This window comes from Pseudoalteromonas sp. Of7M-16 (assembly GCF_022347805.1).
Classification (GTDB): domain Bacteria; phylum Pseudomonadota; class Gammaproteobacteria; order Enterobacterales; family Alteromonadaceae; genus Pseudoalteromonas; species Pseudoalteromonas luteoviolacea_F.
Genome location: NZ_JAKRFY010000001.1, coordinates 223,471 through 250,258 on the forward strand (window position 1 = coordinate 223,471; position 26,788 = coordinate 250,258).

Below are 26,788 nucleotides of genomic sequence, written 5' to 3' on the forward strand. Positions count from 1 at the left end.
TTCTATCTATCGACCAACAATCCTGAGCTTTAAAAACTCTTCGAGCGCTTGAGGATCACCAGCTAGCGGTTGAAGTTGCATACCTAACTGCATAAAGCTCGTCTTTTCTGGAAACTGCATGCTTACTTCAAGTAAAGAGAGCCCAGATACAAAAGATTGAATTGCCTGCTTAGCATTGTCACTTGCAGGTACATTTTCCATTTGTACTGCCAATAACGCTTTTAACTGTTCGTGATCTAAGCCGCTTTGCTGCAATACTTCATCAACTAAGGCTTTTAACTCTCCTTCATTTTTCAAGGTAAAAGCCATATCAACGGGTTGAAGAGATTGTAATGCACTGAGCATTTTACTCTGCATCTGTAACTCAGCTTCCAGAGACACCTCACCTTGGTCGTGCATTTTCTGGATATCCTGCTGTAAATCCATCAAATCTTGGCTATTTGCTAAAGCGATATCCATACCAAAGTTAACCACTTTTTCGGCCGAAACAGCAAATTTAAACTGACTGTCTCCACTGGCTTCATCGTAGCTCATTGTCGAGTTTAAGTTATATTTCGCATTTGCCAATGTAGTAGGAAGCGCTTCTAAAGAAAGGGCCTTAAGTTCGTCTGTCAAAGATAACCCTTCTATCTCCAACTCAGTGAGAGGGCTAACTTTACCGTTTTCATACCCTTTTAGGGAGAAGCGCGCAATATCTACCAATGCGTGCTCACTTTCTTGTGCTTTAAATGAAATGTTTTCGAGTACAACCGTATTACTTAGCAAACTATAATCTACATTTTGATAGTTGACATCAAATCCGGTCTGCTCTGAGAATTGCTGTACCTGCTCAGCAACAACTTCACTTGCAGTTTTATTTGCATACCAGTTAACACCTGCAGCGCCACCTGCAACAGCAAGTGCGACACCTGTAAGAGCTGCTTTATTCATAATAACTCCTTAAAATAGCGCTTCTAATGCATCGTTTAAGCTGGAAACCCCTATCACTTCCATCCCTTCGATATCTTCTTTTGGTTTATTTGCGACAGGTACAATAGCACGTTTAAAACCATGTTTCGCCGCTTCTCGCAATCTTTCTTGACCACTTGGCACCGGACGGATCTCACCGCCCAATCCTACTTCACCAAATACAACTAACTGTTTATCTAATGCATAATTTTTAAAGCTGGATACCAAGGCTGTGATCAGAGCCAAATCCGCACTGGTTTCATTGACCTTTACGCCACCGACAACATTGACAAATACGTCTTGATCCGCGACTTGCAAGCCACCGTGACGATGTAACACCGCTAATAGCATCGCTAATCTATTTTGCTCCAAACCCACCGTAACACGTCTCGGGTTTGCTAATTGCGAATAATCGACCAAGGCTTGAACTTCCACTAAAAGTGGACGAGTACCTTCCCAAATTACCATAACCAATGAGCCAGGGGTTTGTTCTTCACCCCGGTTAAGGAAAATAGCGGAAGGGTTGTTGACTTCTTTTAAGCCTTGTCCCGTCATCGCAAAAACCCCCAGTTCATTGACTGCACCAAAGCGGTTTTTATTTCCTCGCAATGTTCTAAATCGGCTGTCACTGCTGCCTTCCAATAGGATCGAGCAGTCTATGCAGTGCTCTAAAACTTTAGGCCCTGCCAGCGTCCCGTCTTTTGTCACATGGCCAACCATTACAATGGCAACTTGGTTTTGTTTCGCAAAGCGCGTTAAATAGGCTGCACTTTCACGTACTTGAGAGACACTTCCAGGCGCAGATTGAACATCTGTCATATGCATAACTTGAATCGAGTCGATGACCATAATGGCAGGCTTTTCTCTCAGTGCTAGTTGGCAAATGGTTTCAACATTGGTTTCAGCTAAAGTTTTAAGCTTATCTGTTGGCAACCCAAGACGTTTTGCGCGCATAGCGACTTGCTGCAATGACTCTTCACCAGTTACATATAACGTCGGCATAGATTGCGCAAGTAAACACATAGTTTGCAAAAGTAAGGTACTTTTACCAGCCCCAGGTTCACCACCAATTAATATGGCACTCCCCGGGACCACACCACCTCCCAAAACTCTATCAAACTCCTTAAAGCCTGTAGAGAATCGAGGTAACGATTCAAGATTTACTTCATCTAAGGTTTGGATTTTTGCTTCTACCACACCGGCATACCCGGTGGTACCAGCACTACGTGGAGCCGTTTTCACAGAAGGTACACGAAACTCTGTTACAGTGTTCCAAGCTTTACATTCAGAACATTGCCCTTGCCAACGAGCAAATTCCGCTCCACAATCACTACATACAAATGCGGTTTTCTTTTTTCCCATATATATCAAGGCATAGTTATTGCTTAAAAGGAAAACCCAGTTAAGCTACAAGTTAAGAATGAAGCTATACTGACATAAAATTGGCGAAGGCTGAAATAATAACAAAGAGACATTGTCTGCGGACAAACTGCGAACGGCTATGAGTGAAGATAAACTAGAACTACATCAAGACCTTATTAATGACCTAAAAGGAGATTTAGGCGATCCAAATTTTGATTTTATCTTCAAGCAAAAAACAGCACAACTGAGCAAACCAGACCAATTTTTGTTAAAAATGGAAATGACACGCCTATCGCAACCTGTTGCGCGCTTTATTGATTTGCGTGGACAAGTATCTGGTGATGTAAAACCATACGAGCATGACGGGAAGCAGCACTTTATGGACGACCTTGCTATCAGTGTATTTGAGCGTGAAGTTGCGCAGCACGGTGGCTATACAATGGCTGTATATGAAGCGGTCATGCATACCGACAATAATTATAAGGTAATGCAAAAACAAGCTCAGGTCCAAGATGACACTGAGCCAGAAGTCGTATTTGAGCATGAAGCCCAATTAATCCGCTTTGCTTCCTATGAGAGCCGTATCGAAGAGCGTATGAATTACTCTATCAAGATCACGGTTGAGCTAAAAAGCGGTACTACGATACCCGCAAGTACTTCTGACATCTCTTTAAGTGGCGCAAAAATAAAGTTGGGGAAAAGCTACCATGTTCACCCAAAAAACGTCATTACATTGCGCTTAGTCGGATTAGAGCAAGATTTCGAACTCGGCTTAAAAGAGGGTATCCAATACGAGGTTGTCGCTGTTGAAGAGTCTAATTCAGATTATAACTATGTTCGTTTAAAAAGAACCTTCGTAGAGAACAACTCGGGGTTTGACGAGTTTTTGGAAAGCTTTATTCATGGCAATAAACGACGCTATAAGATAAATTTAGACAACACTATGGATGCCGTTGTCTGCAAAGGGTATGAACAGTATTATTTGCCTCGTGTCAGCTCTTTATTTGTGTTTTTTAGTCGCATCAACAACATGTTACTACCGAGCATGGCGCTCACCAATGAGAACAACGCTTTTATCAATTACTACTTTGAAGATGAGCGCAAAACCTCCTGTTTATACAGTATCTTCAACAACAAACGGCTACAAAAACTATTATTGCAGTCAGCACCAGTAAAAGAGGCCTACTGCTACACATTTACTCACTCAAATGGTGGCAAGATCTACTTTTACTCTGCCTTTGATTACGAACTCGAAGAAAACCCTGAATTAAAAAGCCTATTTTTAGGGTTTGGTAGTGAAAAAGAAAGTTGGCGAGTATTTAAAGTACAGTTGATGCCAAGCCACCATGAAGACGCCTACATTCCGCTGTCATTACCTAAAAGCGCGGGGAAGAATGTTGAAAAGCTTAACAGGCGGCCTCCCCCTCGTGCACAAGGATTAATTGAACCTGTACACCATCTCATGCTGCTCACTGAGATAACCACACCTGAACATAAATCACATTGCAGCAAGTTAACTTATCCACAAGAGAGCATCAACCGCTTAAAAGAATTTGGCCATGGTAAGTCTAAGAATCCGCCGCCATTGGAAAAGGTCGCGTTGGAGTATGTGAATTTAAGGTCTCACAAACGCTTTTTATATCGCACCGGGGTCGCGTTAAATATTTCTGAAAGTCAGGTGTTCAATGGTAATACCCGTGATTTTTCGATTATGGGCTTGCAAATTGAAGTTGAACACGCTGTGGATGTAGCCAAAGGGGACCTCGTGACTGTCGATTTGCCCGACCTGCAAAAGATCACCAAACAGCATGTACTGTCAGGTTTGAGATATGAAGTCATGGCTGTTAGCAAATCAAAAACCATCATCAATCTTAAGGTCAAACAAGTCACCAATGCATCTCATACAGCCATCGAATTTTTCACTGCGCTGATCGACAATAACAAAGACAAGCTCCAACCCAGTGAAGAAGCACCTAAGATACCGGGCCTCGCCACTGCGCTCAGAAATATGGTTACCAAAAGCATCTGTCAGCTACCGCTTTACCTCCATAAAAAGGCATCTCATATGGAAATTGGCGCCGTAGGTCATGGACTCTACCCTTCACCATTACACAATATATTATTGCCACACCTCATCAACCACAATGGACAAGAGCTCCTTTTCCCAAATAAGTTATTTCCCAATAAATTCATTGGCGATTCTTTAACCGAGCAATTGAAAGAAAAATCCAGACAAGACAAACCGCTGCGGTTTACACTGTTTGTACACTACGATGAAAAACAATCAGATGAATCAAACCATGGCGTTAAGTCCCAATGCATTCCTTTTGGTGAGCCTATTGAGCCGCTGTTTTTATTTGCCAAAAAAGCCCTAAAGAATGGCATTTTGTTTATCTGCCATTTATATGTGTCCAAAACAGGCCGCCCTGATATGGATCATCTTGCCAATGAATTGCGTTATGTGAGCCACTACGCTCTACACAAGGCTAAAGGCCTAGAAGAAGCGCTTTGGTCGGTTAACGGTGTTTGTGATGTCGTCGATGTAACAGATGTAATGATGCCAGTATTGGGACTGGAGAATCATTTAATTGAGCGTATGCAAAATCGAAAACGCGAGTGGCTAACTAAGCACTTTTAGTCAGCCACCGACGGGCCGTTTAGTTGAGCCCTGCGAATAATGTCAATGCAGCGACTAAAAACAAGTAAAATAAAACATTACGCTTAACCAAGCGCATCATACATGCAGCCTCATATGTGCAACCAAAATATTGCTGCTCTATCTGCTCGGCTGCAAGTGCTGTTTCTGCGACCACTTTGCGATTGCAAGCTTGAAAGTCCAATAAGTATTTAAGCCAGCTGCCAGTGCCTTTTGAAAAGTTGCCGATAATCAAATAACCGAAGCCCGCGAGCCTTGCAGGAAGCCAATTGAGGAAATGAAACAGTGTGCTAAAACGCTGAGTATGCGCAGACATAACTTCAATACATTTTTGTTCGCTTATTGACGGCTCACCATTCACTTTATCTTTTAGTATCTCAACAACTGTTCGTGTTGTGGCGTATAACACAGCCCCTGGCGCACCTAACAATACAAACCAAAACATCACCGCACAATAATGGGTGAAATTTATCCACGCCAATGTTTGGCCAAAGGTCTCCCCTCCGGGTTCATGTTCTGTTTTCGTTTGGCCCATTTGCAAAGCGTATAAAGTGGCAGCTTCGTTATCATCTCTTGCTAGGGCATTGAGGTATCCCTTGTAGGATTTGCGGTATTTCGCACAGCCAAAACAAATCAGCAAAATACATACGTTAAGTACGAGTTGCCACAACACAAATTCAAACAAGCTATATAAAAATGCAACCAGCAAGGCCGGAATGGTCAGCCATAACATGACACCTAAACTGGACTTATATAGCCAACTTGCCGCACTTTGTTGATAGCTCCACTGCTGATAACGAGACAAATAGTAGTCGATTTGCCAGTGTGGTGACCTTGCGCCTAAACGCTCAATGATCAGTGCCAATAATATCGAAATTAATATCATGATTTTTACTCAAATATTTCTAATTCACGTTGTAATAGATCCAAATAGTACGACCAATCAAATGCCTCTCCTGGATCTGTCTTGCGTACCGGCGCAATATCACAATGGCCAACAATCTGCTCAGTGGTAATTTTCGGAAAGCGCACCATGATAGCGCGGCTTACAGCCACGAGAGCTTCATATTGCGCAGTTGTATATGCGTCATTATCCGTTCCCTCTAATTCAATGCCGATACTGAAATCGTTACATTTTTCGCGTCCTTGATGGCTCGATACACCCGCATGCCATGCTCGCTTTGAAAAAGGCACATATTGGATCACTTCACCGTCTCGGCGAATAAAACAGTGAGCAGAGACTCTTACTCCTTGCAAAGATGCAAAGCTTTCATGCGCATGACAATCGATAGTCCCCATAAACAAATCATCGACATAGCTCGTGCCAAATTGGCCTGCAGGCAAAGAGATATTGTGAATGACGAGCAAATCGATATCGCAATCTTTGGGTCGTTCATCATGATGAGGCGAAGGTCTATGTTTGGCAAACTTCAGCCATTGATCTTGATTTTCCATAAAAAAATTAGCTTTCAATTGTAACCTCACTACCTTAGCAAGAATTACTTCTCAGCACTATTGCAAATTTATTTTACGAAAGCATACATCCTTTTATGAAAGAAAATTGTTTCATTGCACTAATCACAGTAGAATTTACAGTATAAGAAACAATGATGATTCACCTATGCAACCTGAACTTATTTCGCAACTTGTAAAACTTGCACTCGATGAAGACCTTAACCATCAATCCGCTGCACAAGGTGATATCACCGCAGCCCTGATCCCAGAGCAACAACAGGCGAACGCTTATGTTATCACCCGTGAAGACTGTGTGTTTTGTGGCAAAGATTTAATCCTAGAAGTCTTTAGACAGGTAGACCCCAATGTTGAAGTGACGGTCTTAGCCAACGATGGAGACAGACTAAACGCCAACGCACGTATTTTTACAGCTAAGGGTTCGGCACGAGCGATCCTTACCGCTGAAAGAACTGCTCTGAATTTTGTTCAAACACTTTCCGGTACAGCAACAACAACTGCACACTATGTGCAAGCACTGGATGGCAGTAACACGCAATTACTAGACACTCGAAAAACCATTCCTGGCTTGAGAGCACTGCAAAAGTATGCGGTGACTTGTGGCGGCGGAAAAAATCACCGTATTGGCTTATTTGACGCATTCCTGATCAAGGAAAATCACATTGCAGCGTGTGGCGGGATCGACAAAGCGGTTCAACAAGCCAAAAGCACTCACCCAGACAAGCCTGTCGAAGTGGAAGTTGAGAGTTTAGATGAACTAGAACAAGCGTTACTTGCAGGCAGTGACATCATCATGCTGGACAATTTTACCGTTGAAGACATTCAAAACGCCGTTAGACTAACCTCAGGTAGAGCTAAGCTCGAAGTCTCGGGTAATATGACATTAGACATTCTGGCACAGTATGCACAAGCGGGCGTAGACTACATTTCGAGCGGTGCGTTAACTAAACACGTACACAGCATAGATTTATCAATGCGATTTGAATAATGTAGTTTTTCGTGTAATAAAAATGTAACTAAATATTCATTTATTTCGTTGACATTTATTTACAAAGCATATTTAATAAAAAAGAATTAAATTAATGATTTAGATTAATTCTTTACGTTTAATCGTGTTACATACTGCAGTTGGCTATTAGTGTAATTTTAGACATTAACAGACAGCGCCATTACGATAATTTAAAAATCCTGGTGTAAGTATTAACTGCCACCGGGTCTAACATCCCTTAGGAGACACATCATGACGCAACAACGACAGGGTGGTTTTACCCTTATCGAATTAATGATTGTGATTGCAATCATCGGTATTTTGGCAGCAGTAGCACTTCCTGCTTACACTGACTATGTTAACCGCGCCAAAGCTTCTGAAATGCTTGCCGCTTCAAGTATGCCAAAAGCATGTGTAGAAGAGAAAGCACAACTTGCAGCTACACCTACAAACTGTGCAAATGGCTTCACAGCAAGTCAATATGTTACAACTTTAGGTGTTGGTGACACAGGTGCTATGACAATCACAGGAACTGGTGACCTAGCTGGCATTGTTATGACATTAACACCAAACAAGGCAAAAGACACAGCCGTAGTCAAAGACGACTTCAATTCTTCATTCTCAATCCATTCATGGACTTGTACTGCAACAGTTGATGTAGCGAGTAAAGCAAACTGGTTACCAAGTACTTGTACGGTATAATCACCTAAATCGTTTTTTAGAAAAGGAACTGAGTTGACCTCAGTTCCTTTTTACGTGAATAAACTCTATGGCTCTCTCCTCAAAAGAAAGTACAAATAAAATCGACACATTTGTGTGGGTTGGTGTTAGCGCACGAGGTAAAAAACTCGAAGGTGAAATGACCGGCACCAGTGTGGCGTTAGTTAAAGCCCAACTGCGTAAACAAGGTATTACCCCTTCAAAGGTAAAACGTAAACCAAAGCCTCTATTTGGTTTTAAAAGCGTTCAAAAAATCTCTGCAAAAGACATTTCAATTGTGACTAGGCAAATAGCAACCATGCTCACCGCTGGTGTGTCGCTTGTCCAATCACTCGATATGATCGCCTCCGGCGCAAAAAATAAAAGTGTGACTAAGCTTATTGGCTCTATTGCTGATGAAGTAAAAGCAGGTCAACCGCTTGCAAAAAGTCTGCGTGCACACCCCCGTTACTTTGACGATTTATATTGCGACTTGATTGAATCTGGAGAGCAGTCCGGCGCACTAGATAGAATTTTTGATCGAGTCGCGCTGTATAAAGAAAAGGCAGAAGCGCTCAAGTCAAAAATCAAAAAGGCCATGTTTTACCCTATCGCGGTTATTTCTGTGGCACTTATTGTCACATCTATACTTCTTATTTTCGTCGTACCGCAATTTGAAGATATTTTTGCAGGCTTTGGTGCCGAATTACCAGCCTTTACTCGGCTAGTCATTTCAATTTCAGAGTTTATGCAAGAGTATTGGTGGATAATACTGTTCTCTCTTGGCGGTGGTGGCTACATTTATAAAGAATTATTGATACGAAACCAAGATGTAAAACATGCCAACGACAGGCTTGTGCTAAGACTCCCTGTTGTTGGGGAAATCTTAAGAAAAGCCGCTGTTGCCAGATATGCTAGGACTCTCTCCACCACCTTTGCTGCTGGTGTGCCCTTAGTAGATGCTCTCGACTCTGCAGCAGGTGCCGCAGGAAATGTGATATACAAAAATGCGATATTGGATATCAAAGGCGAAGTAAGCTCAGGTAACCAAATGAACTGGGCCATGCGCAACTCAAAAATTTTCCCAGATATGGTCGTTCAAATGGTCGCTATTGGCGAGGAATCTGGCGCTTTAGATAGTATGCTTGGCAAAGTCGCGAGTATCTATGAACAAGAAGTGGACGATGCCGTAGATGGCCTATCGACCTTGTTAGAACCTTTAATAATGGCTACATTAGGCGTTTTGGTTGGCGGCTTGATCGTGGCTATGTATCTGCCTATATTCCAACTCGGTTCCGTAATTTAACGGACAATAAACTCAACAATAATAAGAGCACCCTATGCAAGATGTTTGGCATTTAATGCAGCAACAACCTTGGTTTTTTATGTTATCGGTTGGCTTAATCAGCGCCTGTATCGGCAGCTTTTTAAATGTCGTCATTTACCGTCTACCTGTAATGATGGAAAACGAATGGAAATCGGAATGTAAAGTTATTCTCGGCCAACAGAGCCCTGACGCAACCACAACCAACACAAGTACATTCAACCTTATAACACCTCGGTCCACATGCCCTAGCTGCAAAACACAAATCAAAGCACACCACAATATTCCAGTCTTGAGTTGGCTTATGCTCAAAGGCCGTTGTGCATATTGTGACAGCAAAATCTCTGTCAGATACCCCAGTATAGAAATGCTCACTGCAATAAGCTCTTTATGGGTGGCCTGGCATTTTGGCGCAACTTCAATCGCCTTGCTTTATATTTTAATCACTTGGGGGTTAATTGCGCTCATTTTTATCGATATAGACAAAATGCTGCTTCCAGATCAAATTACCCAACCCATGTTATGGTTGGCCCTCTTATCCTCAGCAGCAGGGTATACCATCCCCACCGTTGAATCCTTATGGGGTGCAGCCATCGGATACTTGATCCTATGGAGTGTTTACTGGCTGTTTAAGTTGCTGACAGGGAAAGAAGGCATGGGCTATGGCGATTTCAAGCTGTTAGCTATTTTTGGCGCGCTACTAGGCTGGCAAGCGCTTATCACCATAATATTATTGTCGAGTGTCGTTGGCGCGGTGATCGGAAGTGCTCAGCTAAGCATACAAGGTAAAGACAAAGCGACACCAATTCCATTTGGTCCATATCTAGCTATCGCGGGTTGGCTATGTTTGTTTTATGGTGATGCACTGAAAAATTGGTATTTGAATTTATTAGGAGTGTAACATGTCATCTTGGATATTGGGTCTGACTGGTGGCATCGGCGCAGGAAAATCAGCAGCAACAAACTACTTTCAAAGCCTCAACATAGATATTGTAGATGCCGATATTGTTGCTCGAGAAGTTGTAATGCCCGGCACACAAGGGCTAAATAGCATTGTTGCTCATTTTGGAGACGACATTTTATCATCGCACGGCACGCTTGATAGAGCGAAACTACGAAGTATTATTTTTGATAATGAAGAACACAAAGCTTGGCTCAATGCCTTATTGCATCCAATAATAAGAGAGCAAATTTTAACACAGCTCGCGCAAGCCAAAAGCCCCTACTGTATTCTCTGTGCCCCTCTTTTATTCGAAAATGGTTTAGAGCGTTACTGCCAAAAAACTTTATTGATCGACGTGCCAGTAGATGTACAGATCGCTCGCACATGCAACCGAGATCAAGTACCTCAAGAGCAGGTTAAAAATATTATCGCTGCACAGATGAGCCGAGAAGATAAGTGCCAAAATGCAGACTATATTGTCGATAATAATCGGCCTTTAGAAGATGTGCATGAAGAATTGAACCACTTGCACAAAAAATTTTTAGACGCGAGCAAGGTTATTTAAACGCTTTATTTGTTGAATTTTATATGATTCTTTAGAATGATTAGATATAAACTGGCTTAGCTAAGGTTGAGCAGGTTTACTGTTTATTTGCTACATTAATGTAAGCTGTTGAAGTATTAAAGGACATTATGGAACATCACTCTCCATTACTGAGAAAATTCATTACCTTAGGTAGGGTTACGCCAGATCAAATTAAGGCGAAGCAAGCCGATGCGACCACAACTGCTGAGCTCATCTGCTTATGTAGCGGTATGTCTGGCCAAGAGTTAGCGGAACAATGTCTCGACTTATTTCGTGTGCCTTATTTCGATCTCAATGGCTTTGATGTTACCAATGTGCCCAAAGATCTGATCAAAGAAAAGTTAATTCGTCAGCATTACCTGCTGCCGTTGGTGAAAAAAGATCGTAAGTTGTTTATCGCAACATCCGATCCCACGGATTATGGTGCATTCGAAAATTTCGAGTTTAGCACAGGACTGCAATGTGAAATCGTAGTCGTCGATCACAAACTGCTTGAACAAAAAATTGACCAGCTCTTTGACTCAAGTTCAGGACTCTCTCTCAGTGAAGATGAATTTAAAGAGTTCGCGAGCCTAGATGTCGAAGATGAGCCTCAGACTCAACAGCAAGATGAAGAAAAAGATGATGCTCCTATCATCGTATACATCAATAAAATATTGATGGACGCGATAAAAAAAGGCGCCTCAGATTTACACTTCGAACCGTACGAAAAGAAGTACCGAGTTCGTTTTCGAATTGATGGCATTTTGCATGAAATGGCCAGCCCCCCAAACTCGTTGGCAAGCCGCCTCTCGGCACGTATCAAAGTTATGTCACACCTCGATATTGCCGAGAAACGAAAACCACAAGATGGTCGTATAAAGCTTAAAATTTCTGAACGCAAAAGCATCGATTTTCGTGTCAGTACCCTCCCAACTATGTGGGGAGAGAAAATAGTAATGCGTATACTCGATTCATCTGCTGCCAAATTAGGCATCGATGTATTGGGCTATGAACCAGAGCAAAAAGATCTATATTTGAATGCACTGGAGCAGCCTCAAGGGATGATCTTAGTTACGGGCCCAACAGGCTCTGGTAAAACCGTGTCACTTTATACTGGCCTTAATATTTTAAACAAGCCTGAGCGAAACATCAGTACAGCAGAAGATCCAGTAGAAATTAACCTTGAAGGGATCAACCAAGTACAGATCAACACCAAAGCCGATATGACTTTTGCCAATGCGCTTAAAGCATTTTTAAGGCAAGATCCGGATGTCGTCATGGTGGGTGAGATCCGTGATTTGGAAACCGCAGAAATTTCAATAAAAGCTGCACAAACAGGCCACTTGGTAATGAGTACACTGCATACCAATTCAGCCCCTGAAACACTTACTCGGCTACTCAATATGGGCGTGCCTGCATACAATGTTGCCAGCTCAGTCAGCTTAATCATTGCTCAGCGATTAGCGAGAAGGCTATGCCCTAAATGTAAAGAGCCGGAACAACTCCCTGAAGAAGAGCTGCGTCGACAAGGTTTTAACGACACACAGATAAAAGAGCTCACTTTATTCTCGCCAAAAGGCTGTGACCACTGCACAGACGGTTATAAAGGCCGAGTGGGTGTTTATGAAGTTGTCAAAATAACCCCAGAAATGTCACATAAGATCATGGCTGGTGCTAACTCTCTAGAAATTGCCGAATTAGCTGATCAGCTGGGATTTGATAATTTGCGTAAATCCGGCCTCAAAAAGGCCGCATCCGGCGTCACTTCTTTGGCTGAAATCAACCGCGTCACAAACTACTAACCGAGTTTCTGAGCGGCGCTGGTATAGTTTACTTCAAAGCAGTAAACTATACCGCTCCACTACAATATGAGTAATTACTATGCCAACAGCTGTCCAATGCCCAACCTGTCAAAAAGAGGTGATCTGGTCGGCACAAAGCCCACACCGTCCATTTTGTTCTAAACGTTGTCAGCTTATAGATCTAGGCGAGTGGTCAGAAGAAAACAATAAAATCTCCAGCCCAGTGCAGAGCACAGATCTCGCTCAGCCAGATCCACAGGCACTCATTGAAGATATTGAAGCCATGCTAGCTAAAAATGACGATGACTTCTTCAAATAGCTTATGGTTCGCTCAGTAATTGATATAAGTTCTTAATTTGATGGTGCACTTGCCAATCTTGGCAATACAAATAATAATCCACACTAGGCAAGTGCTCTTCAATAGCAATAAAATCCACCTGAGATTGGTACTTGTTCATCATTGATTGCGGTACGATCGCAAATCCCAGACCTGCGGCAACTAAAGATAGTGTGGTCGATTTGGTTTTAACTTCTTGTACCACATTCATTGTAGCTTTCGCTTGATGAAAAACCTCCTCTATTGCTTCATACAATTTTGGTTGCAATGCCTTTGGGTAATGAATGAACGGCTTACCACACAATGCCTTTATTGATGAAACCGTGGACTCCAAGTGCCATTGTTTCGGACAGGCAAAAACATATCGTTCACTGCAAAGATAATGAATATTTTCTGCGGGTAAATCGGGAGCAAAGAGACGAATAATTGCGCCGTGCAATTGCCCGGACTGGCACCGAGCTACCAATTCAGCACTGCTCCCTTCCTCCAAAGCCAAGTCAAGCTTTGGCGAACACTCAGATAAAATCGCCATCTTCTTTGCCATTAATGCTTCAAACGCCAGTCCAATACAACCCAACTTGATAGGCTGCTGGACGCCATTTTGAAAACTTTTTACACACTCCCCCAAATCGTTGTGCGCAGCTAGAACCCGCTGAGCTTTGCTCACAAATAGCGCACCAAAAGTCGTTAAACTGACTGAGCGCGTTGAACGCTCAAATAGCGGCATACCTAAATACTGCTCGATTTGGCGGATTTGCTGACTCAATGGCGGCTGCGACATATGGAGTTTTTGTGCAGCTCGACTAAAACTCAACTCCTGCGCAACTGTAACTACATAATTTAGTTTTTTAATATCCATCCAATTTATATTCATTACATATAAATCAATCTGTTTTTATATTTGTTATTAATTTAGGCACATTGTAAGTTAACTGCAAGCTTTATCAGCAGGAGTCATCATCATGAAAACTATAATATTTTTGTTACTTGTTTTAGCAAGTAGTCAACTGCATGCACAAATCATCAAGCTGCCTTTTCATTCAAAAGCACTCGAAAACAGTTTGATTGGTACTCAAAGTACACGAGATATCCATATCTACTTACCTGAGGGCTACCATCAGAGCAACAAAAGGTACCCAGTATTGTATTTATTAGGCGCTTATAGCTGGCCAATAAAATACAGCCAGCACATCGAAGCCATGCTCGATAACCATAAAAAAAATGGTCGAAATATGGAAATGATCATTGTGATGTTAGAAGGTAATACGCCATTGAGAGGCAGCTTTTATGTCAATTCAGCGGTCCATGGTAATTTTAGCGACTACGTGATCAAAGAAGTATTACCTTGGGTAGACAACAAATATCGTACTAAAGTTTCAGCAAACCACCGCGGTATTGCGGGCTTTTCGATGGGCGGAACTGGCGCTTTAAGATTTGCAGCCAAAAACCCAGACCTATTTGGCCACGTTTATGCGCTAAGCCCAGGCATGTTCGATGAGAAAGGCATGGCAAAATCATACTTAACCTCTGAAGTCGCCATTAAACGCTATCAAGCGTTTAAGAAAAAATTGGCCACAGCTGAAGATCCTCGAGCGGTTATGAAATCAGAGTTTGCTTCATTTCAAGGCCGTGAAATTTGGAATAATGGTCAAGCGAATAGTTATAGTGCTTACCTTATGGCCTATGCCGGTGCTTTTGCTGGCAGTGCAGAACAACCTTTTGGCGTGCACTATAGTATTGATCCAGCACAGAAGCCTCTATGGTACAGTGGATTTGGTGAGCTTATTGACCTGTATTCGACGCCATCTGTGGTCGCGCAACTTAGTTCAGTACGCATAGATGTGGGCGACAAAGATGACTATATCTGGATTTCAGAGGGGGTGCTTGCTCTTAAACAAAAAGCGCAAGCGAATAAGGTGCCTATTACATTTGATGTATTCCCAGGTGGCCACAGTGACCAAGCATTAGCACGCTTAGAACATCATATGCTGCCGTTTTTTAATGAACGTCTGTAGTTTCAAAAAAGGGCCACACTATTCGGGCCCTTTTCTTCAATTCAAAATTCGCAAACATTATCAATCCACCTTGCGCTACTTTAGCCTTGTCGTCACAATCAACTAGGCGTACTACTAGACTAACCCCAATTGAGTAGCGAAACGATGAAACATAAGCTAAGTACACAAAATTACTATGAAGGCCGGCTGCTGCGGGTGATTGATCACCTATACGAGCATGCAGAGTCCGAATTAGACGTGAACACCTTGGCAGATATTGCTTGTATGTCAGCGTACCATTTTCATCGAATTTATCGAGAATACGCCGGGGAGACAATTAATGTCACAGTCAGAAGAATGCGTATGTTGAAAGCGGCGACTTATTTGATCCGCAGTGACTTAAGCCAACAGCAAATAGCAAAAAAGGTTTGCTATGGCAGCGTTGAAGCATTTAACCGAGCCTTCACAAAACATTATGGAGAAACACCGAATCAGTATCGCCAACTGCGTGCTGAACCAGTCTCTTCTGTCACTGCACTTTATCCTAAGTCAACCAAGGAGTATCACATCATGTATCCAGTAGAGCAGCAATCGATTTCCGACATTGAATTAATTGGCATTAACCACCACGGCGACTATATGCAAATTGGTCAAGCATTTGAAAAATTATCATTGATGGCTGGCAAATCAGCACTGATTGATGACACCACGCGTTTTTTTGGTATTTACTTTGATGACCCAGAATCTGTGCCTCAAGATAAACTCAAGTCTATGGCCTGCATTACCATTGATAAAAACAAGCTACCACCGCAACACGACTTTGAGCTGCTAACTATCCCAGCAGGCGACACCGTGAGCATTTTATTTAAAGGCGATTATGCAGAACTTGAAAAGCCATACAACTGGCTGTATGGTCAATGGCTACCACAAAGTCAATTCGAACTTGCTGACTTTCCTCCCTTTGAAGAGTATCTCAACGACCTTAAAAATACAGCGCCCAAAGACCTGTTAACTCGCATCAATTTTTTAGTTAAGTAGTTAGTACGCACATACTCAATTAGCCACTAAATATAGTGGCTAATCTAAACAACCTCTTAAATTTATAGGTACGGGCACCAGTATTTTTGCGCCACAATCTGCTCAATTTAAGCACTCAGATTTAGCGTCACAAAGTGGTAAAAGGCACATGCCATTGCTAAGACTATTCAGTCCGCGTCCCCAATTAGTCAAATTGATATTAAGCCTTTGCGCTTAAAGGCAAGAAGTAAGATAATCACATTACATTCATGATAAGTGACTTAAACTTATTTAAAATCAGTATTATTAGGGGAAAATCATGAACACATGGAGCGTGCGAGCGTACTGTGTATTTTTGTCGATATTGTTGCTCTTCGTTGGCTGGCACAATGCTGCAAAAGCAAACAATACAAAACTGCAAACACCTCAAGTGGCCATTGTCGGTGCCGGTCCACTCGTACCCAAAGGGGCTGGCCAAGCTATTCCAATTAGCTATAAAAATACTACCGAAGTGGACATTGAGATCCTACGACTGACAAGCCCTCATGACTTTTTACAACGCCATTATTTAAACGGCTCAATCTATCCGAGTACACTTGACAGGTTAAGTTATAGCTACGAAAGTGTTTTTGCAGACAGGTATACACTGCCAAACAAAGTCTCAGATACCGTTCATTCTGCAAAGCTGCCTATCCCAGCTCACCTTTCATCTGGTTGGTACATTGTCACACTAAAAGCGGCTGGGCAGTTTGATGAGCTGCAAGTCAAGCACATGCTGCTGACTGAGTTAGGGATCCAAGCAAGAGTACAAAAAAATGCAGCAACATTTACTATCAGTCAGTTACAAGATGGGGCTAGCGTAGCCAATGCAAAAGTCAGTATCTATCGCAAGCATGAGCTAGTGCGTCAAGGACATACAAACACACAAGGTAGCATTGATTTTTTTGTATCACTAGAACAAAGCGACATCGTTATTGCCGAGCTTGAGCAAGCTGGTCAGCCTCCGCAAATAGCGTTACTTCCAATTAAAGAAACGCCACTTGACCTCTCGGCATATCAGCTAGGAGGTCGTTTATATCAAGACATTGAAGCGTTTATCTACAGTAATAGAGATTTAGTCAGGCCGGGTGACTCCCTACCTCTCAATATTTTACTGCGTGACTTTGATGGACGTACTATAGATACCAATACACTCACCCTATCGATAAAAAACCCGCGTCAGGAAGAGGTTGTCAAAGAGACATTGCACTCATCTGCAAGCGGTTATTTTAGTAAATCACTCAAAACTGCCAAAGACTGGCCTACAGGACGCTATACAGTGGGTGTAAAGCTAGACCCCAGCGCGGAGCAAACAATCGCAGAGTTTAATTTTCAACTCGAAGAGTTTGTGCCTGAGCGCATGGACTTAAAGGCCAAAACAGCAACTAAATTTGTCTTTTCGGGTGAAGAAAATAGCGTCGATCTCTCAGGTAAATATTTATTTGGTAGCCCAGCGGCAGGCAATACATTTACAACACATATCATCCATCAGCCAGTTAGACACTTCTTAGGCCCCTATAAAGACTTCATTGTCGGCCAAGATTTTTACTTGTACAACAATTTAAAATACCTGAAGGACAAGCAACTATCTGAGCAAGGTGACGCACAAGTAAAAGTTGCGACGCCAAGTGCAAACAAGATAAAAAGCCCTGTTAAAACAAAAGTTTATTTTGCACTACAAGAATCAGGAGGCGCTGCCGTGCAGCGCTCCGTCTCTTTCACTAGTTGGAAGAACACGACTATTCCCGGTATAAAACCTCTCAACAAATCGATTGAGTACAACTCCGATGCCGCTTTCGAAGTGGCTCTTTTGTCTGCTGACGGGCAAACACTGTCCAGTGGCAGTGTAAAACTTGAGCTCTATTATGATCAAGGTCGATACTATTGGATGTATGAAGACGGCATCGGCTGGCAACAGCAAAAACAAGATCGATGGCGTAAAGATCACCAAAGTGTGATTGATTTAACAGCAGATACAATGCGTATTGAGTTACCCGTAAGCTGGGGGAACTATCGCCTGGAAGCCACAGATTTAAGTAGTGGAACAAAAACACGCTATGAATTTTATGCTGGCTGGTACCGTGGCTATGGCCAGCCAGCCGTTAAACCCGAGCATTTACAGCTTTCTCTAGATAAACAAGCCTATAGAGCTGGAGAGCAGGCACAAGCAACTTTGACCTCGCCCATAAATGGTCAGCTGTTAGTCACCCTTGAATCCGATCGTGTCCTTTGGTCTAAAAAAATACCAGTAAAAAAAGGGCAATCACATATCAATATCCCTATCGATAAAAACCTCGCTCGCCACGATTTATATATCACAGCCAGTGTATTTGGACAGCAACAAGGTGCACCGAAACGCTATTTAGGCGTCATACCAATTTCACTGGATAGAAGCGAGAGAAAAATCCAATTATCAACCACTTTGCCAGAGCAAATTGAACCACTACAAACGATTCAAATTCCCATCAAAGCAACTGGGCTGATGGCTGATCAAGAAACTTGGGTGACTGTATCTATGGTAGACAAAGGGATCGTAAACCTCAGTCGCTTTAAACCCAAAAGCCCATTTGATCACTTTTTCGCTCAACGACGCTACAGCGGGGATATTGTTGACCTGTATTCACGTCAATACGATCCGCGCCCAAACCCATTTGCACAGTCACGCTTTGGCAGTGACAGCGTCGAGAATAATACTAATCGTAATGATGACTTAGTCGAGAGTAAAACCATTCAATTGATGTCTCAACCCGTAAGGCTACAAGCCGGGCAAGCATCGATAGAACTCACATTACCTGACTACAATGGTGAAGCACAGATCATTATCACCGCTTTTAACGAGCAGCAAGTAGGTCAACTGGTACAAGACCAGATTATTCGTATGCCCCTCGTTGCTGAACTCAGTGTACCGCGCTTTTTGATCCCTGGAGATACTTCTTCCGTCACACTGGATATTCACAATTTAAGTGGTCAAGAACAGGCGTTGACGGTCAAATTGAGTGCCAATAACACCGTTGAACTGACAGGTCAGGCTGAACACAGCGTTGTACTCAATGATGGTAAACACTGGAGTGCGAGTACTTCTGTGAAGACATTAGATAATAACGCGGCTGGCATTACGACGTTTACGCTTAAAGTAACAGGTGAAAACCTCAACCTTGAACGCAGTTGGCGAGTGCCCATTAACTACATTGAACCTTGGACATCCAACACCGTAAACAGCCAACTCGTTCCTGAGCAATCCATAACAATTGATGGCACACATTGGAGTGGGCTTAAAGTGCTCACCGGGAAAGAAGGTAAACTGCTGATCAGCCATTCGCCGATCCTAAACATTGCCCAATTTGCGTCTGGGCTGCACGCATACCCCTATGGCTGTGCGGAGCAGACTACCAGCAAAGCTTGGCCATTTACACTACAACATCCACAGTTAGACAAGTTCCAACACACCGCCTTGCGCCAAGATGCTCAACTACAGACCAATAAAGAATATCTCAGCATGGCAGTGGGCCGACTAAAAACCATGCAAAAAACCACCGGGGGATTTGCCACTTGGGGCAGCTACGGCAAAGAGTCCCCTTGGCTCACCGTCTATGTAACGGACTTTCTTACCCAAGTACATCAACAACACCCTGAACTTGTGCCTACAGAGATGTTGCAAGAAGCGCAGTACCGTGTGCTTCGCTACGCCAGAGGTGACTTTGTCGATGCTCTCTCATATAGTCCCGATGCCGCTATTGCTGCCACGACCTATGCAGCATATTTTTCTAGCCGTTTAGGTAAGCTCAGCTACAGCGACTTAGAGGCATTAGATATCACCACTTTCCCGACACAATTGAGTTTGATCCAGTTTGTTGCAGCTCTGGCTAATACCGGTGCCATTGCACAGGCTTCAAAACTCCTCAACCAATTTGACAATCAATCCAGAGTCGAAGACTACATCTACGATTACGGCAGTGATATCCGCGATAAAGCGCTGACTATTAACACCTTATACGACATAAAAAGACTACGAGGACTAAACTCTAAAGCGCAAAAAATTGTCAATAGGCTCATCGAGCAGCTACCCGATCTGGCGGCAAATAACCCCTGGTTGAGTACCCAAGAGCGTGCCGCCTTATTACGAAGCGCTGTATCCGCGAGTAGCCAAAATCAAGCTCCTTTAAGCGTGACTATCAACGGTCAATCTATTACTCACCACGGCGTATTGGAATACCCGCTCACACCAGACTTGCATTTGAAAAACGACACTGACTCAACCCTTTATGTTCAACAGCTACATACTGGTTATGTCGAATTTGATAGCTCCATCGCAAACAAAATTAACCCCTTTAACACCGTTAAAATGAAACATTTTGTGAGGCGTTGGTTTAATTTAAACGCAGAGCCTTTAAATTATAAAACGCCTATCAAGGTCGGTGAACGCATATTGGTCATCCTAGATGTCGAGACCAAAGAGCGGATCCATGACGCCATGATTGTCGATCAAATCCCAGCGGGATTCGTACTCGAAAACCCAGCTCTTTTGCAAGACTTAGACATTCACAGCTTGCTTCCTGAGGGCGTAGTTTTAAGCGATGTAGAGCACCAAGAATATCGCAATGATAGATATGTTGCTGTGACAGATCTTAAGCCAAGATCATACACTCGCTTTAATGATGCAGCCCCAAGGCAGCAATTTGCCTATTTATTACGAGCAGAAGTACCGGGAGTCTATGCAAACCCTGCAAGCTTCATGGAGTCTATGTATCGACCTCAAAAACATGTGTTGTATACACAGTTTCCTTCTACAATCACAATCGAACGGTAACGAAAAAGCCCCAGACGGGGCTTTTATTCCTGCCAATTAGAATTAGATGATTTTGAAAAAAGCTTTGTTCACAGTCGCAGCCTCCACCCTTGCCATAATCATGGCTGCGGTTGTTTGGCATACCCATAACCCTCTGCCGGCTATATACCCACACGGGCCATCGACACTTGTCACCGCCAGTAACGAACGGACTTTGCGCTCTTTTGGTGACCAGCAAGGTGTACACCGCTATCACGTAACGCCAAAGGACGTAGATCAATTCTATTTAAATGCGCTTCTGCATTACGAAGATCAATGGTTTTATTATCACTTTGGTGTTAATCCTTTTTCGTTGCTGCGCGCCGCTGGGCAGTGGATACGCAATGGACGAGTCATATCGGGTGGCTCTACGCTGACTATGCAAGTCGCGCGTTTAATTGATCCCCACTCCAGAACCATTGGCGGAAAGCTTCATCAAATTGCAAGGGCTATCCAATTGGAGTGGCACTATAGTAAAAAAGAGATCCTCACTTTCTACCTCAATTTAGCACCATTTGGCGGCAATATTGAAGGTGTCGCCGCAGCATCCATTAGATACTTTGATAAGTTGCCAGTATTACTCAATAAAAATGAAGCCGCATTGTTGGTTGTGTTGCCACAAAAGCCCTCTCTATATCGACCAGACAGATATCTAGAACGCGCAAAAACCATGCGCAATAAAGTACTCTCGCGTTTGCAACAAGGGAAGTTGTTAAGCTCGGAGCAGTACCAACTATTACGTAAAGAATCCGTTAAGCTGCACAAAGATCCGCAGCCCACATTAGCACCACTGCTAAGCCGCTATTTAAAACAACGTTACTCCAATGCACACAAACTCACTACCACGATAGATTACTCGCTACAAAAACGTTTGGCTGCGCTACTGCGTCACACCAGCACCCATTTACCCCACAAGGCCTCCGCAGCAATCGTTGTCTTGCATAACCCCAGTGCAGAGATCCGAGCCTATCAGGGCTCTATCGACTTCCAAAATGCCAGCCGATTTGCACACGTTGATATGGTACGCGCCACACGCTCACCTGGCTCGACACTAAAACCATTTATATACGGCCAAGCACTAGATATGGGCCTTATTCACAGTAAAAGCCTTTTGAGTGATATTCCAGCAAACTTCGACGGTTACAAGCCACAAAATTTAAATGGTCATTTTAACGGCCCGATCAGTGCTGAGCGCGCTTTGCAAAAGTCATTAAACGTGCCTGCAATTCAGCTATTAAATCGTATTACACCCGCTCGATTTGAACACAACCTTTCCCGTGCGGGTATTGAATTCAGTCATAAAAAAGCCAATTTGTCTGTGGGTCTAGGGGGGACGGGCACCCAGCTACTTACTTTGGCGAAACTATACCGTGCATTAGCCAGCAACGGTTATGTCGCCCCGCTCAAGGTGCTAAGTCATGATCTCAACCTCCAGTCGCCAACATCAATCCTCTCTGCACAAAGCAGTTGGATCACCTTCCAAATGCTCAGTGCTCAAAGTGCACCAGATCGAGTGGTCCCGTCTATACGCAGAAAAATCGCATGGAAAACAGGTACAAGTTATGGGTATCGCGATTTCTGGTCGGTGGGCGTCAGCCCTGATTACACTGTTGCAGTATGGGTTGGCCGCCCAGATGCCAGCCCTATGCTTGGCTACCTCGGAGCAACACAAGCTGCACCTTTGATGTTTGATGCATTTGACTTGTTACCACCAGATAGTCGTAAACTTATTCGGCCTCAGCAAGTTACCAATACCATCATATGCTGGCCAAGTGGCTTAGCACTGGCTCAGGTGTCAAAAGATAGCTGTGATTCTCAGCATCAAGCTTGGACAATAAACCATGCAACGCCACCAAGTATGAATATAAATGGTGACTTTACGACTTTCTCATCTTGGCCAGAAAAGCTCTCTGATTGGCTGAACACCAAAAAAAGCCCTAGCCAACCCAACCCAAGGTCTGCCACGACAGATGCGACTACCGTTGATACCGGCATCGCCATCACCTCTCTGCGCAGTGGACAACATTACTACCGATCTCAATTGGACGTTTTGCCGTTAAGATCTTCACGCCAAGTTGATGTTAATTGGTTCATCAATCATGCACCGCAAAAAAAGCCAGAGCTGAAGCTAGAGCAATACTTAGGCAAGACCATTGTATCAGCATGCTTTCGTTCGCAATGCGATAAGCACGTCATTTATATTCACCCGTAAACCGTCCTCCCTAAATTTACCCAAAGTAACAACAAAACCGTCACCTATGGTTTAGAAAAGTAGAAGGAGTCTGCTACACTCAACCACATGACTGTAGTCTTTATGTCATTAATAATGACAGATTAAACTGACAGAGTAAGAAAGGTGAGCTAAACCGTGTCAAAAGATCCTTGGAATGTACTAGAACTAACTCCAACTTCAGATAAGCAACAAATTGAAGCGGCGTATCAACAAAAGCTAGAAGACTTAAAAACATCCCCAGAAGAAACCCGAGCTGAACAAGAAACGCAGCTCAATGCAGCCTATCAATCGGTGATCAGCGGACTGGCAGAGCCATTTACGCCTTCGCAGCAGAGCATAGCGAACCCGCTGTTTAGCGAGTTTAGTGAAGAATTAAATGAGTTACTGGGCAATGCACATAGGCATACACAAGTCTCCGCATGGCAGCTGCTTATAGATCATCCAGCATGCCAAGAGATAGAGCTCAGGCAAGACTTAGCCGCCCTGATATTTGATCGAGTATTGGCGCACCAAAAGTCCTGTCAAAATGATAAAGAAATGGTCACCAGCGAAGTGCTGATCTTTCTCACCACACAATTGGAGTGGACCAAGCGTGATGATCTAAAAGCACGCTATGGTGATAACTTTTATTATCGCATGACGCAACAAGAGATCCCGCAGCCTGAAATCATTCCAGAACCAATTGCTGATACTGGTAACTTAGCTAACATATTTATTGGCCTAACCATCATTTGCGCCATCGGCTTAATCATGATCTCTGTGTAAATAGGATTAACTAAAATAGGCCTGTGCTAGCATTGGCCTTTTTTCATCATATCAGCCCCCTTCACGCTAACTTAAAGCGTTTCGCTTTTAATGTGAACATCCCACTTGTTGCCTCCAGTACAAACAGCGGTTTAACTAGTAAAACAGGTACAACGTCTGACAATCGCGCTTAATTAAGCGCTTTAATTGCAATATACTACTGGACAAATACATCACGCCCACACATGGACATTGACACTGAACATGTATGACAAGCGAACTTCAACCTAACTACCCAAGCCTGAAATATAGGCCTGCTAACGAGGAATAAATATGACCATTACGCGCACACATACAAACCAACGAATGAGCCGTATCGTCGTGCATAACGATACCATCTACTTATGTGGACAAGTTTGTAAAGATGCGACACAAGGTATTAAAGAGCAAACGCAAACCATGCTCGATAAAGTAGATGCCCTACTTGAAGAAGCAGGCAGTGACAGAAAGCACATGTTAAGTGCAACCGTCTATATCAGTGACATGCAATACTTCGCACAAATGAATGAAGTATGGGACGCTTGGGTCCCTGAAGGCCACGCGCCTGCAAGAGCCTGCGTTGAAGCGGCGATGGCCAGACCTGAACTGCTCGTTGAAGTGTCTGTGGTTGCAGCTGTGAAAAAAGACTGATCAGTCACATTTGCCGACCAAAGTCGGCAAATGTCCTTTAAATGACCACATCCGATTGCATCAATAGCTCTTGTAACACCACTTCAACCCGTGACATTGCAAAGTTAAATGCCTCCCGAGTTGCAGGCCCGCCCAAAGTAAACCGTATTCCATTATCCTCACATGCCTCTGATGGAGAAGAAAAGACATCTAAAGCTCGAACCTCGACTTGGTGGGATTTAAACTGAGCTGCTACATAGTGCATATTTAAATTTGCAGGTAATTGCCAGCAAACATTCAAGCCCTGAAATTCCGCTGAAAATGAAAACTGAGCTAGCACACTGTTCAACGCTGCTTGGCGATAACGAATTTCGTCCTCCAACTTTGTTTGTACATATTGGTATTCTTTACTTTGCAGCGCACGCATCAACAACTCAAAGTTCGTCATCGACACCGACCAGCATTGTGCATGAACCGTATTGATCACCTGCTGTTGCCACAATAAAGGCGCAAGCAGATAACCTGCGCGTAAGCCACCACTAAAATACTTGGAAAAACTGGCTAGATAAAACACACGGTCGGGCGCTTGCTGCCAAAGTGGTAATCGCCAGTTTTCTGGCAAGCAATAATTCACATCATCCTCTAGGATGAAAAAATGATATTTACGGCTCAAAGCCAACAGCGCTTGCAACCTCGCTTCGCTATAGCGCACATTGGTTGGATTTTGGCAGTTGGGTGTAATGTAAATCGCTTTCACCGACTGGGTTTGACAAATTGATTCGAGCACAGCTAAGTCAATGCCTTCACTGTTAACAGGAATACCCTTGGTGTGTATCTGTAAACTCTTACATGCTTTGAAAAAGCCGGGATACGTTAAAGCTTCGTGTAAAACAACATCGCCAGGATCACAGAGCGTTGATAAACAGCTATAAATCCCTTGCTGTGCGCCCTGCGTAAAGACCACTTCATGTTTTTCGCACGCAAACCCGCGCTGAATTAACCAATCCCGGAAAAAGCTTTGATGGCGAGGCAAACCATTGAGCTTATAAGTTAACAGCTCCGATAGATCAGTATGGCTGTGTGCAAGCGACTGCATGGCTCGTGCAATGATGCTTTCTTGTCCCATCAATGGCTGCACACTCGATGCTAAATCACTTATTTGCATTTGATGGTGTAGGCTATTGTTTTTAGTTACGTAAGTACCTGCACCTAATTTTGCCTGAACATAACCACGCTGCTCCAGTAGCTCATAAGCGCGCGTCACTGTGCCATGTGTTATCTGCAACGCATCTGCCAATGCTCTTTGCGCAGGCAATCGCTGCTCAAAAGCCAGCTCTTTATTATCTATTGCTTGCTCTATGAGCTCAGCAAGTGCCATATATTTAGGTTGAGTACTTGCTAATTGTGAAAACTGTTCACAATCAGCCTGCCAAATTGTATCCATAACAATAAATAAATTGATGCCTATTTGTACTTATGACAATAATTAAAAACAGAACAAATAGCAACAATTGTATTGATACAATATAAGGAGTTCACTTTGCCATCAGTGGAAATTTTTACCTTACTGCCAGCTTTGATGCTATTCAGCTTTGCGGCATCGATTACACCTGGCCCTAACAACATCCTGCTGACTTACTCTGGGTCTCAATTTGGTATTAAAAAAACCATGCCACATCTCATTGGTATTCGCGCAGGAATGACAGCTATCCATATCGTCATGCTAATGGGGCTAGGTCACCTAGTATTGGCAAACCCACAATTGCATTTAACCTTTAAATTTTTGGCAAGTGGATACATCATCTACTTAGCTTATAAGATTGCATTTAAACACGCGAAAAACAGCCTTCAACCCCAGCAAGCAAAACCACTATCATTTATGCAAGCTGCGTTATTTCAGCTTATTAACCCTAAAACCATGGCCACATTGCTGTCACTGACCACAGCACTTACATTGCCCGGAGACTTTTATTGGCACTCTGCGATACTTGGCGTGTTGGTATTCAATATTGTCGCGCTAGGCAGTGGACTCAGCTGGACCTACTTTGGCAAGGTGATCAGCAAAAAGCTGCAAAGCCAAGCTCGCATGCAAAAATTCAACTATCTGATGGCCAGTTTATTGCTCGCCTGTCTTCCACTGATCCACCTCAATTAGATACAGGAGTTC

Annotated in this window: 21 protein-coding genes; 15 read left to right on the forward strand and 6 right to left on the reverse strand. The window is 43.3% G+C overall.

Annotation, left to right across the window (positions count from 1 at the left end; translation table 11 throughout):
* Positions 1-6: 6 nt before the first annotated feature.
* Together MHN81_RS01040 and radA are read right to left on the reverse strand one after the other, a co-directional pair.
* The gene (locus MHN81_RS01040; RefSeq protein WP_239424812.1) at positions 7-930 is read right to left on the reverse strand and encodes a hypothetical protein; all 924 of its coding nucleotides are present in this window, start codon (positions 928-930) and stop codon (positions 7-9) included.
* 9 nt (positions 931-939) lie between these two features.
* Positions 940-2,310, reverse strand: a complete 1,371-nt coding sequence (gene radA / locus MHN81_RS01045; protein ID WP_023399722.1) for a DNA repair protein RadA — start codon at positions 2,308-2,310, stop codon at positions 940-942.
* Between the two features lie 139 nt (positions 2,311-2,449).
* Here radA and MHN81_RS01050 point away from each other — a divergent pair, with 139 nt between their 5' ends.
* Positions 2,450-4,948: a PilZ domain-containing protein gene (locus tag MHN81_RS01050; RefSeq protein WP_023399721.1), complete on the forward strand. Its 2,499-nt coding sequence runs from the start codon at positions 2,450-2,452 to the stop codon at positions 4,946-4,948.
* Positions 4,949-4,967: 19 nt separating this feature from the next.
* Here the strand turns inward: MHN81_RS01050 and ampE are convergent, their stop codons facing one another.
* Positions 4,968-5,852 (reverse strand): beta-lactamase regulator AmpE, encoded by an 885-nt coding sequence (ampE, locus tag MHN81_RS01055; protein ID WP_239424813.1) that lies wholly within the window; start codon positions 5,850-5,852, stop codon positions 4,968-4,970.
* Positions 5,853-5,857: 5 nt separating this feature from the next.
* Positions 5,858-6,421, reverse strand: coding sequence for a 1,6-anhydro-N-acetylmuramyl-L-alanine amidase AmpD (gene ampD / locus MHN81_RS01060; protein WP_036976403.1), 564 nt, complete (start codon positions 6,419-6,421; stop codon positions 5,858-5,860).
* A 166-nt stretch (positions 6,422-6,587) separates the two neighbouring features.
* On the opposite strand from ampD, the gene nadC reads away from it, so the two are divergent.
* From nadC to yacG, 7 genes are all read left to right on the forward strand, one after another.
* Positions 6,588-7,427 (forward strand): carboxylating nicotinate-nucleotide diphosphorylase, encoded by an 840-nt coding sequence (nadC, locus tag MHN81_RS01065; protein WP_239424814.1) that lies wholly within the window; start codon positions 6,588-6,590, stop codon positions 7,425-7,427.
* Between the two features lie 252 nt (positions 7,428-7,679).
* Positions 7,680-8,129 carry a prepilin-type N-terminal cleavage/methylation domain-containing protein gene (locus tag MHN81_RS01075; RefSeq protein WP_275446900.1) on the forward strand — a complete coding sequence of 150 codons (450 nt, stop codon included), beginning with the start codon at positions 7,680-7,682 and terminating at the stop codon, positions 8,127-8,129.
* 67 nt (positions 8,130-8,196) lie between these two features.
* Entirely contained in the window at positions 8,197-9,432 is a 1,236-nt protein-coding gene (locus MHN81_RS01080) for a type II secretion system F family protein (protein WP_023399716.1), read from the forward strand.
* A 34-nt stretch (positions 9,433-9,466) separates the two neighbouring features.
* A complete protein-coding gene (locus tag MHN81_RS01085; protein ID WP_239424815.1) occupies positions 9,467-10,351 on the forward strand; it encodes an A24 family peptidase in 885 nt (294 codons plus the stop codon).
* A 1-nt stretch (position 10,352) separates the two neighbouring features.
* Entirely contained in the window at positions 10,353-10,958 is a 606-nt protein-coding gene (gene coaE, locus MHN81_RS01090; RefSeq protein WP_239424816.1) for a dephospho-CoA kinase, read from the forward strand.
* Between the two features lie 128 nt (positions 10,959-11,086).
* On the forward strand, positions 11,087-12,763 hold the full coding sequence (gene pilB, locus MHN81_RS01095; protein ID WP_239424817.1) for a type IV-A pilus assembly ATPase PilB: 1,677 nt from the start codon (positions 11,087-11,089) through the stop codon (positions 12,761-12,763).
* A 79-nt stretch (positions 12,764-12,842) separates the two neighbouring features.
* Complete coding sequence (gene yacG, locus MHN81_RS01100; RefSeq protein WP_023399712.1) at positions 12,843-13,082, forward strand: DNA gyrase inhibitor YacG; 240 nt, start codon at positions 12,843-12,845, stop codon at positions 13,080-13,082.
* Between the two features lies 1 nt (position 13,083).
* On the opposite strand, the gene MHN81_RS01105 is transcribed toward yacG, so the two are convergent.
* On the reverse strand, positions 13,084-13,959 hold the full coding sequence (locus MHN81_RS01105) for a LysR family transcriptional regulator (protein ID WP_239424818.1): 876 nt from the start codon (positions 13,957-13,959) through the stop codon (positions 13,084-13,086).
* Positions 13,960-14,062: 103 nt separating this feature from the next.
* Here MHN81_RS01105 and MHN81_RS01110 point away from each other — a divergent pair, with 103 nt between their 5' ends.
* The 6 genes from MHN81_RS01110 (at position 14,063) to MHN81_RS01135 (ending at position 24,642) form a co-directional block, all read left to right on the forward strand.
* Entirely contained in the window at positions 14,063-15,115 is a 1,053-nt protein-coding gene (locus MHN81_RS01110; RefSeq protein WP_023399710.1) for an enterochelin esterase related enzyme, read from the forward strand.
* 144 nt (positions 15,116-15,259) lie between these two features.
* Positions 15,260-16,132 (forward strand): AraC family transcriptional regulator, encoded by an 873-nt coding sequence (locus MHN81_RS01115; protein ID WP_023399709.1) that lies wholly within the window; start codon positions 15,260-15,262, stop codon positions 16,130-16,132.
* Positions 16,133-16,430: 298 nt separating this feature from the next.
* Positions 16,431-20,957, forward strand: a complete 4,527-nt coding sequence (locus MHN81_RS01120) for an MG2 domain-containing protein (RefSeq protein WP_239424819.1) — start codon at positions 16,431-16,433, stop codon at positions 20,955-20,957.
* Positions 20,958-21,003: 46 nt separating this feature from the next.
* Entirely contained in the window at positions 21,004-23,187 is a 2,184-nt protein-coding gene (gene pbpC, locus MHN81_RS01125) for a penicillin-binding protein 1C (RefSeq protein WP_239424820.1), read from the forward strand.
* Positions 23,188-23,343: 156 nt separating this feature from the next.
* On the forward strand, positions 23,344-23,973 hold the full coding sequence (locus MHN81_RS01130; protein WP_023399706.1) for a J domain-containing protein: 630 nt from the start codon (positions 23,344-23,346) through the stop codon (positions 23,971-23,973).
* 312 nt (positions 23,974-24,285) lie between these two features.
* Positions 24,286-24,642, forward strand: a complete 357-nt coding sequence (locus MHN81_RS01135; protein ID WP_239424821.1) for a RidA family protein — start codon at positions 24,286-24,288, stop codon at positions 24,640-24,642.
* Positions 24,643-24,679: 37 nt separating this feature from the next.
* Here MHN81_RS01135 and MHN81_RS01140 read toward each other — a convergent pair whose 3' ends face one another.
* A complete protein-coding gene (locus MHN81_RS01140) occupies positions 24,680-26,065 on the reverse strand; it encodes a PLP-dependent aminotransferase family protein (RefSeq protein ID WP_239424822.1) in 1,386 nt (461 codons plus the stop codon).
* 105 nt (positions 26,066-26,170) lie between these two features.
* Between MHN81_RS01140 and MHN81_RS01145 the strand changes: the two genes are divergently transcribed.
* Positions 26,171-26,776, forward strand: coding sequence for a LysE family translocator (locus MHN81_RS01145; RefSeq protein ID WP_231105471.1), 606 nt, complete (start codon positions 26,171-26,173; stop codon positions 26,774-26,776).
* The last annotated feature ends 12 nt before the right edge of the window (positions 26,777-26,788 follow it).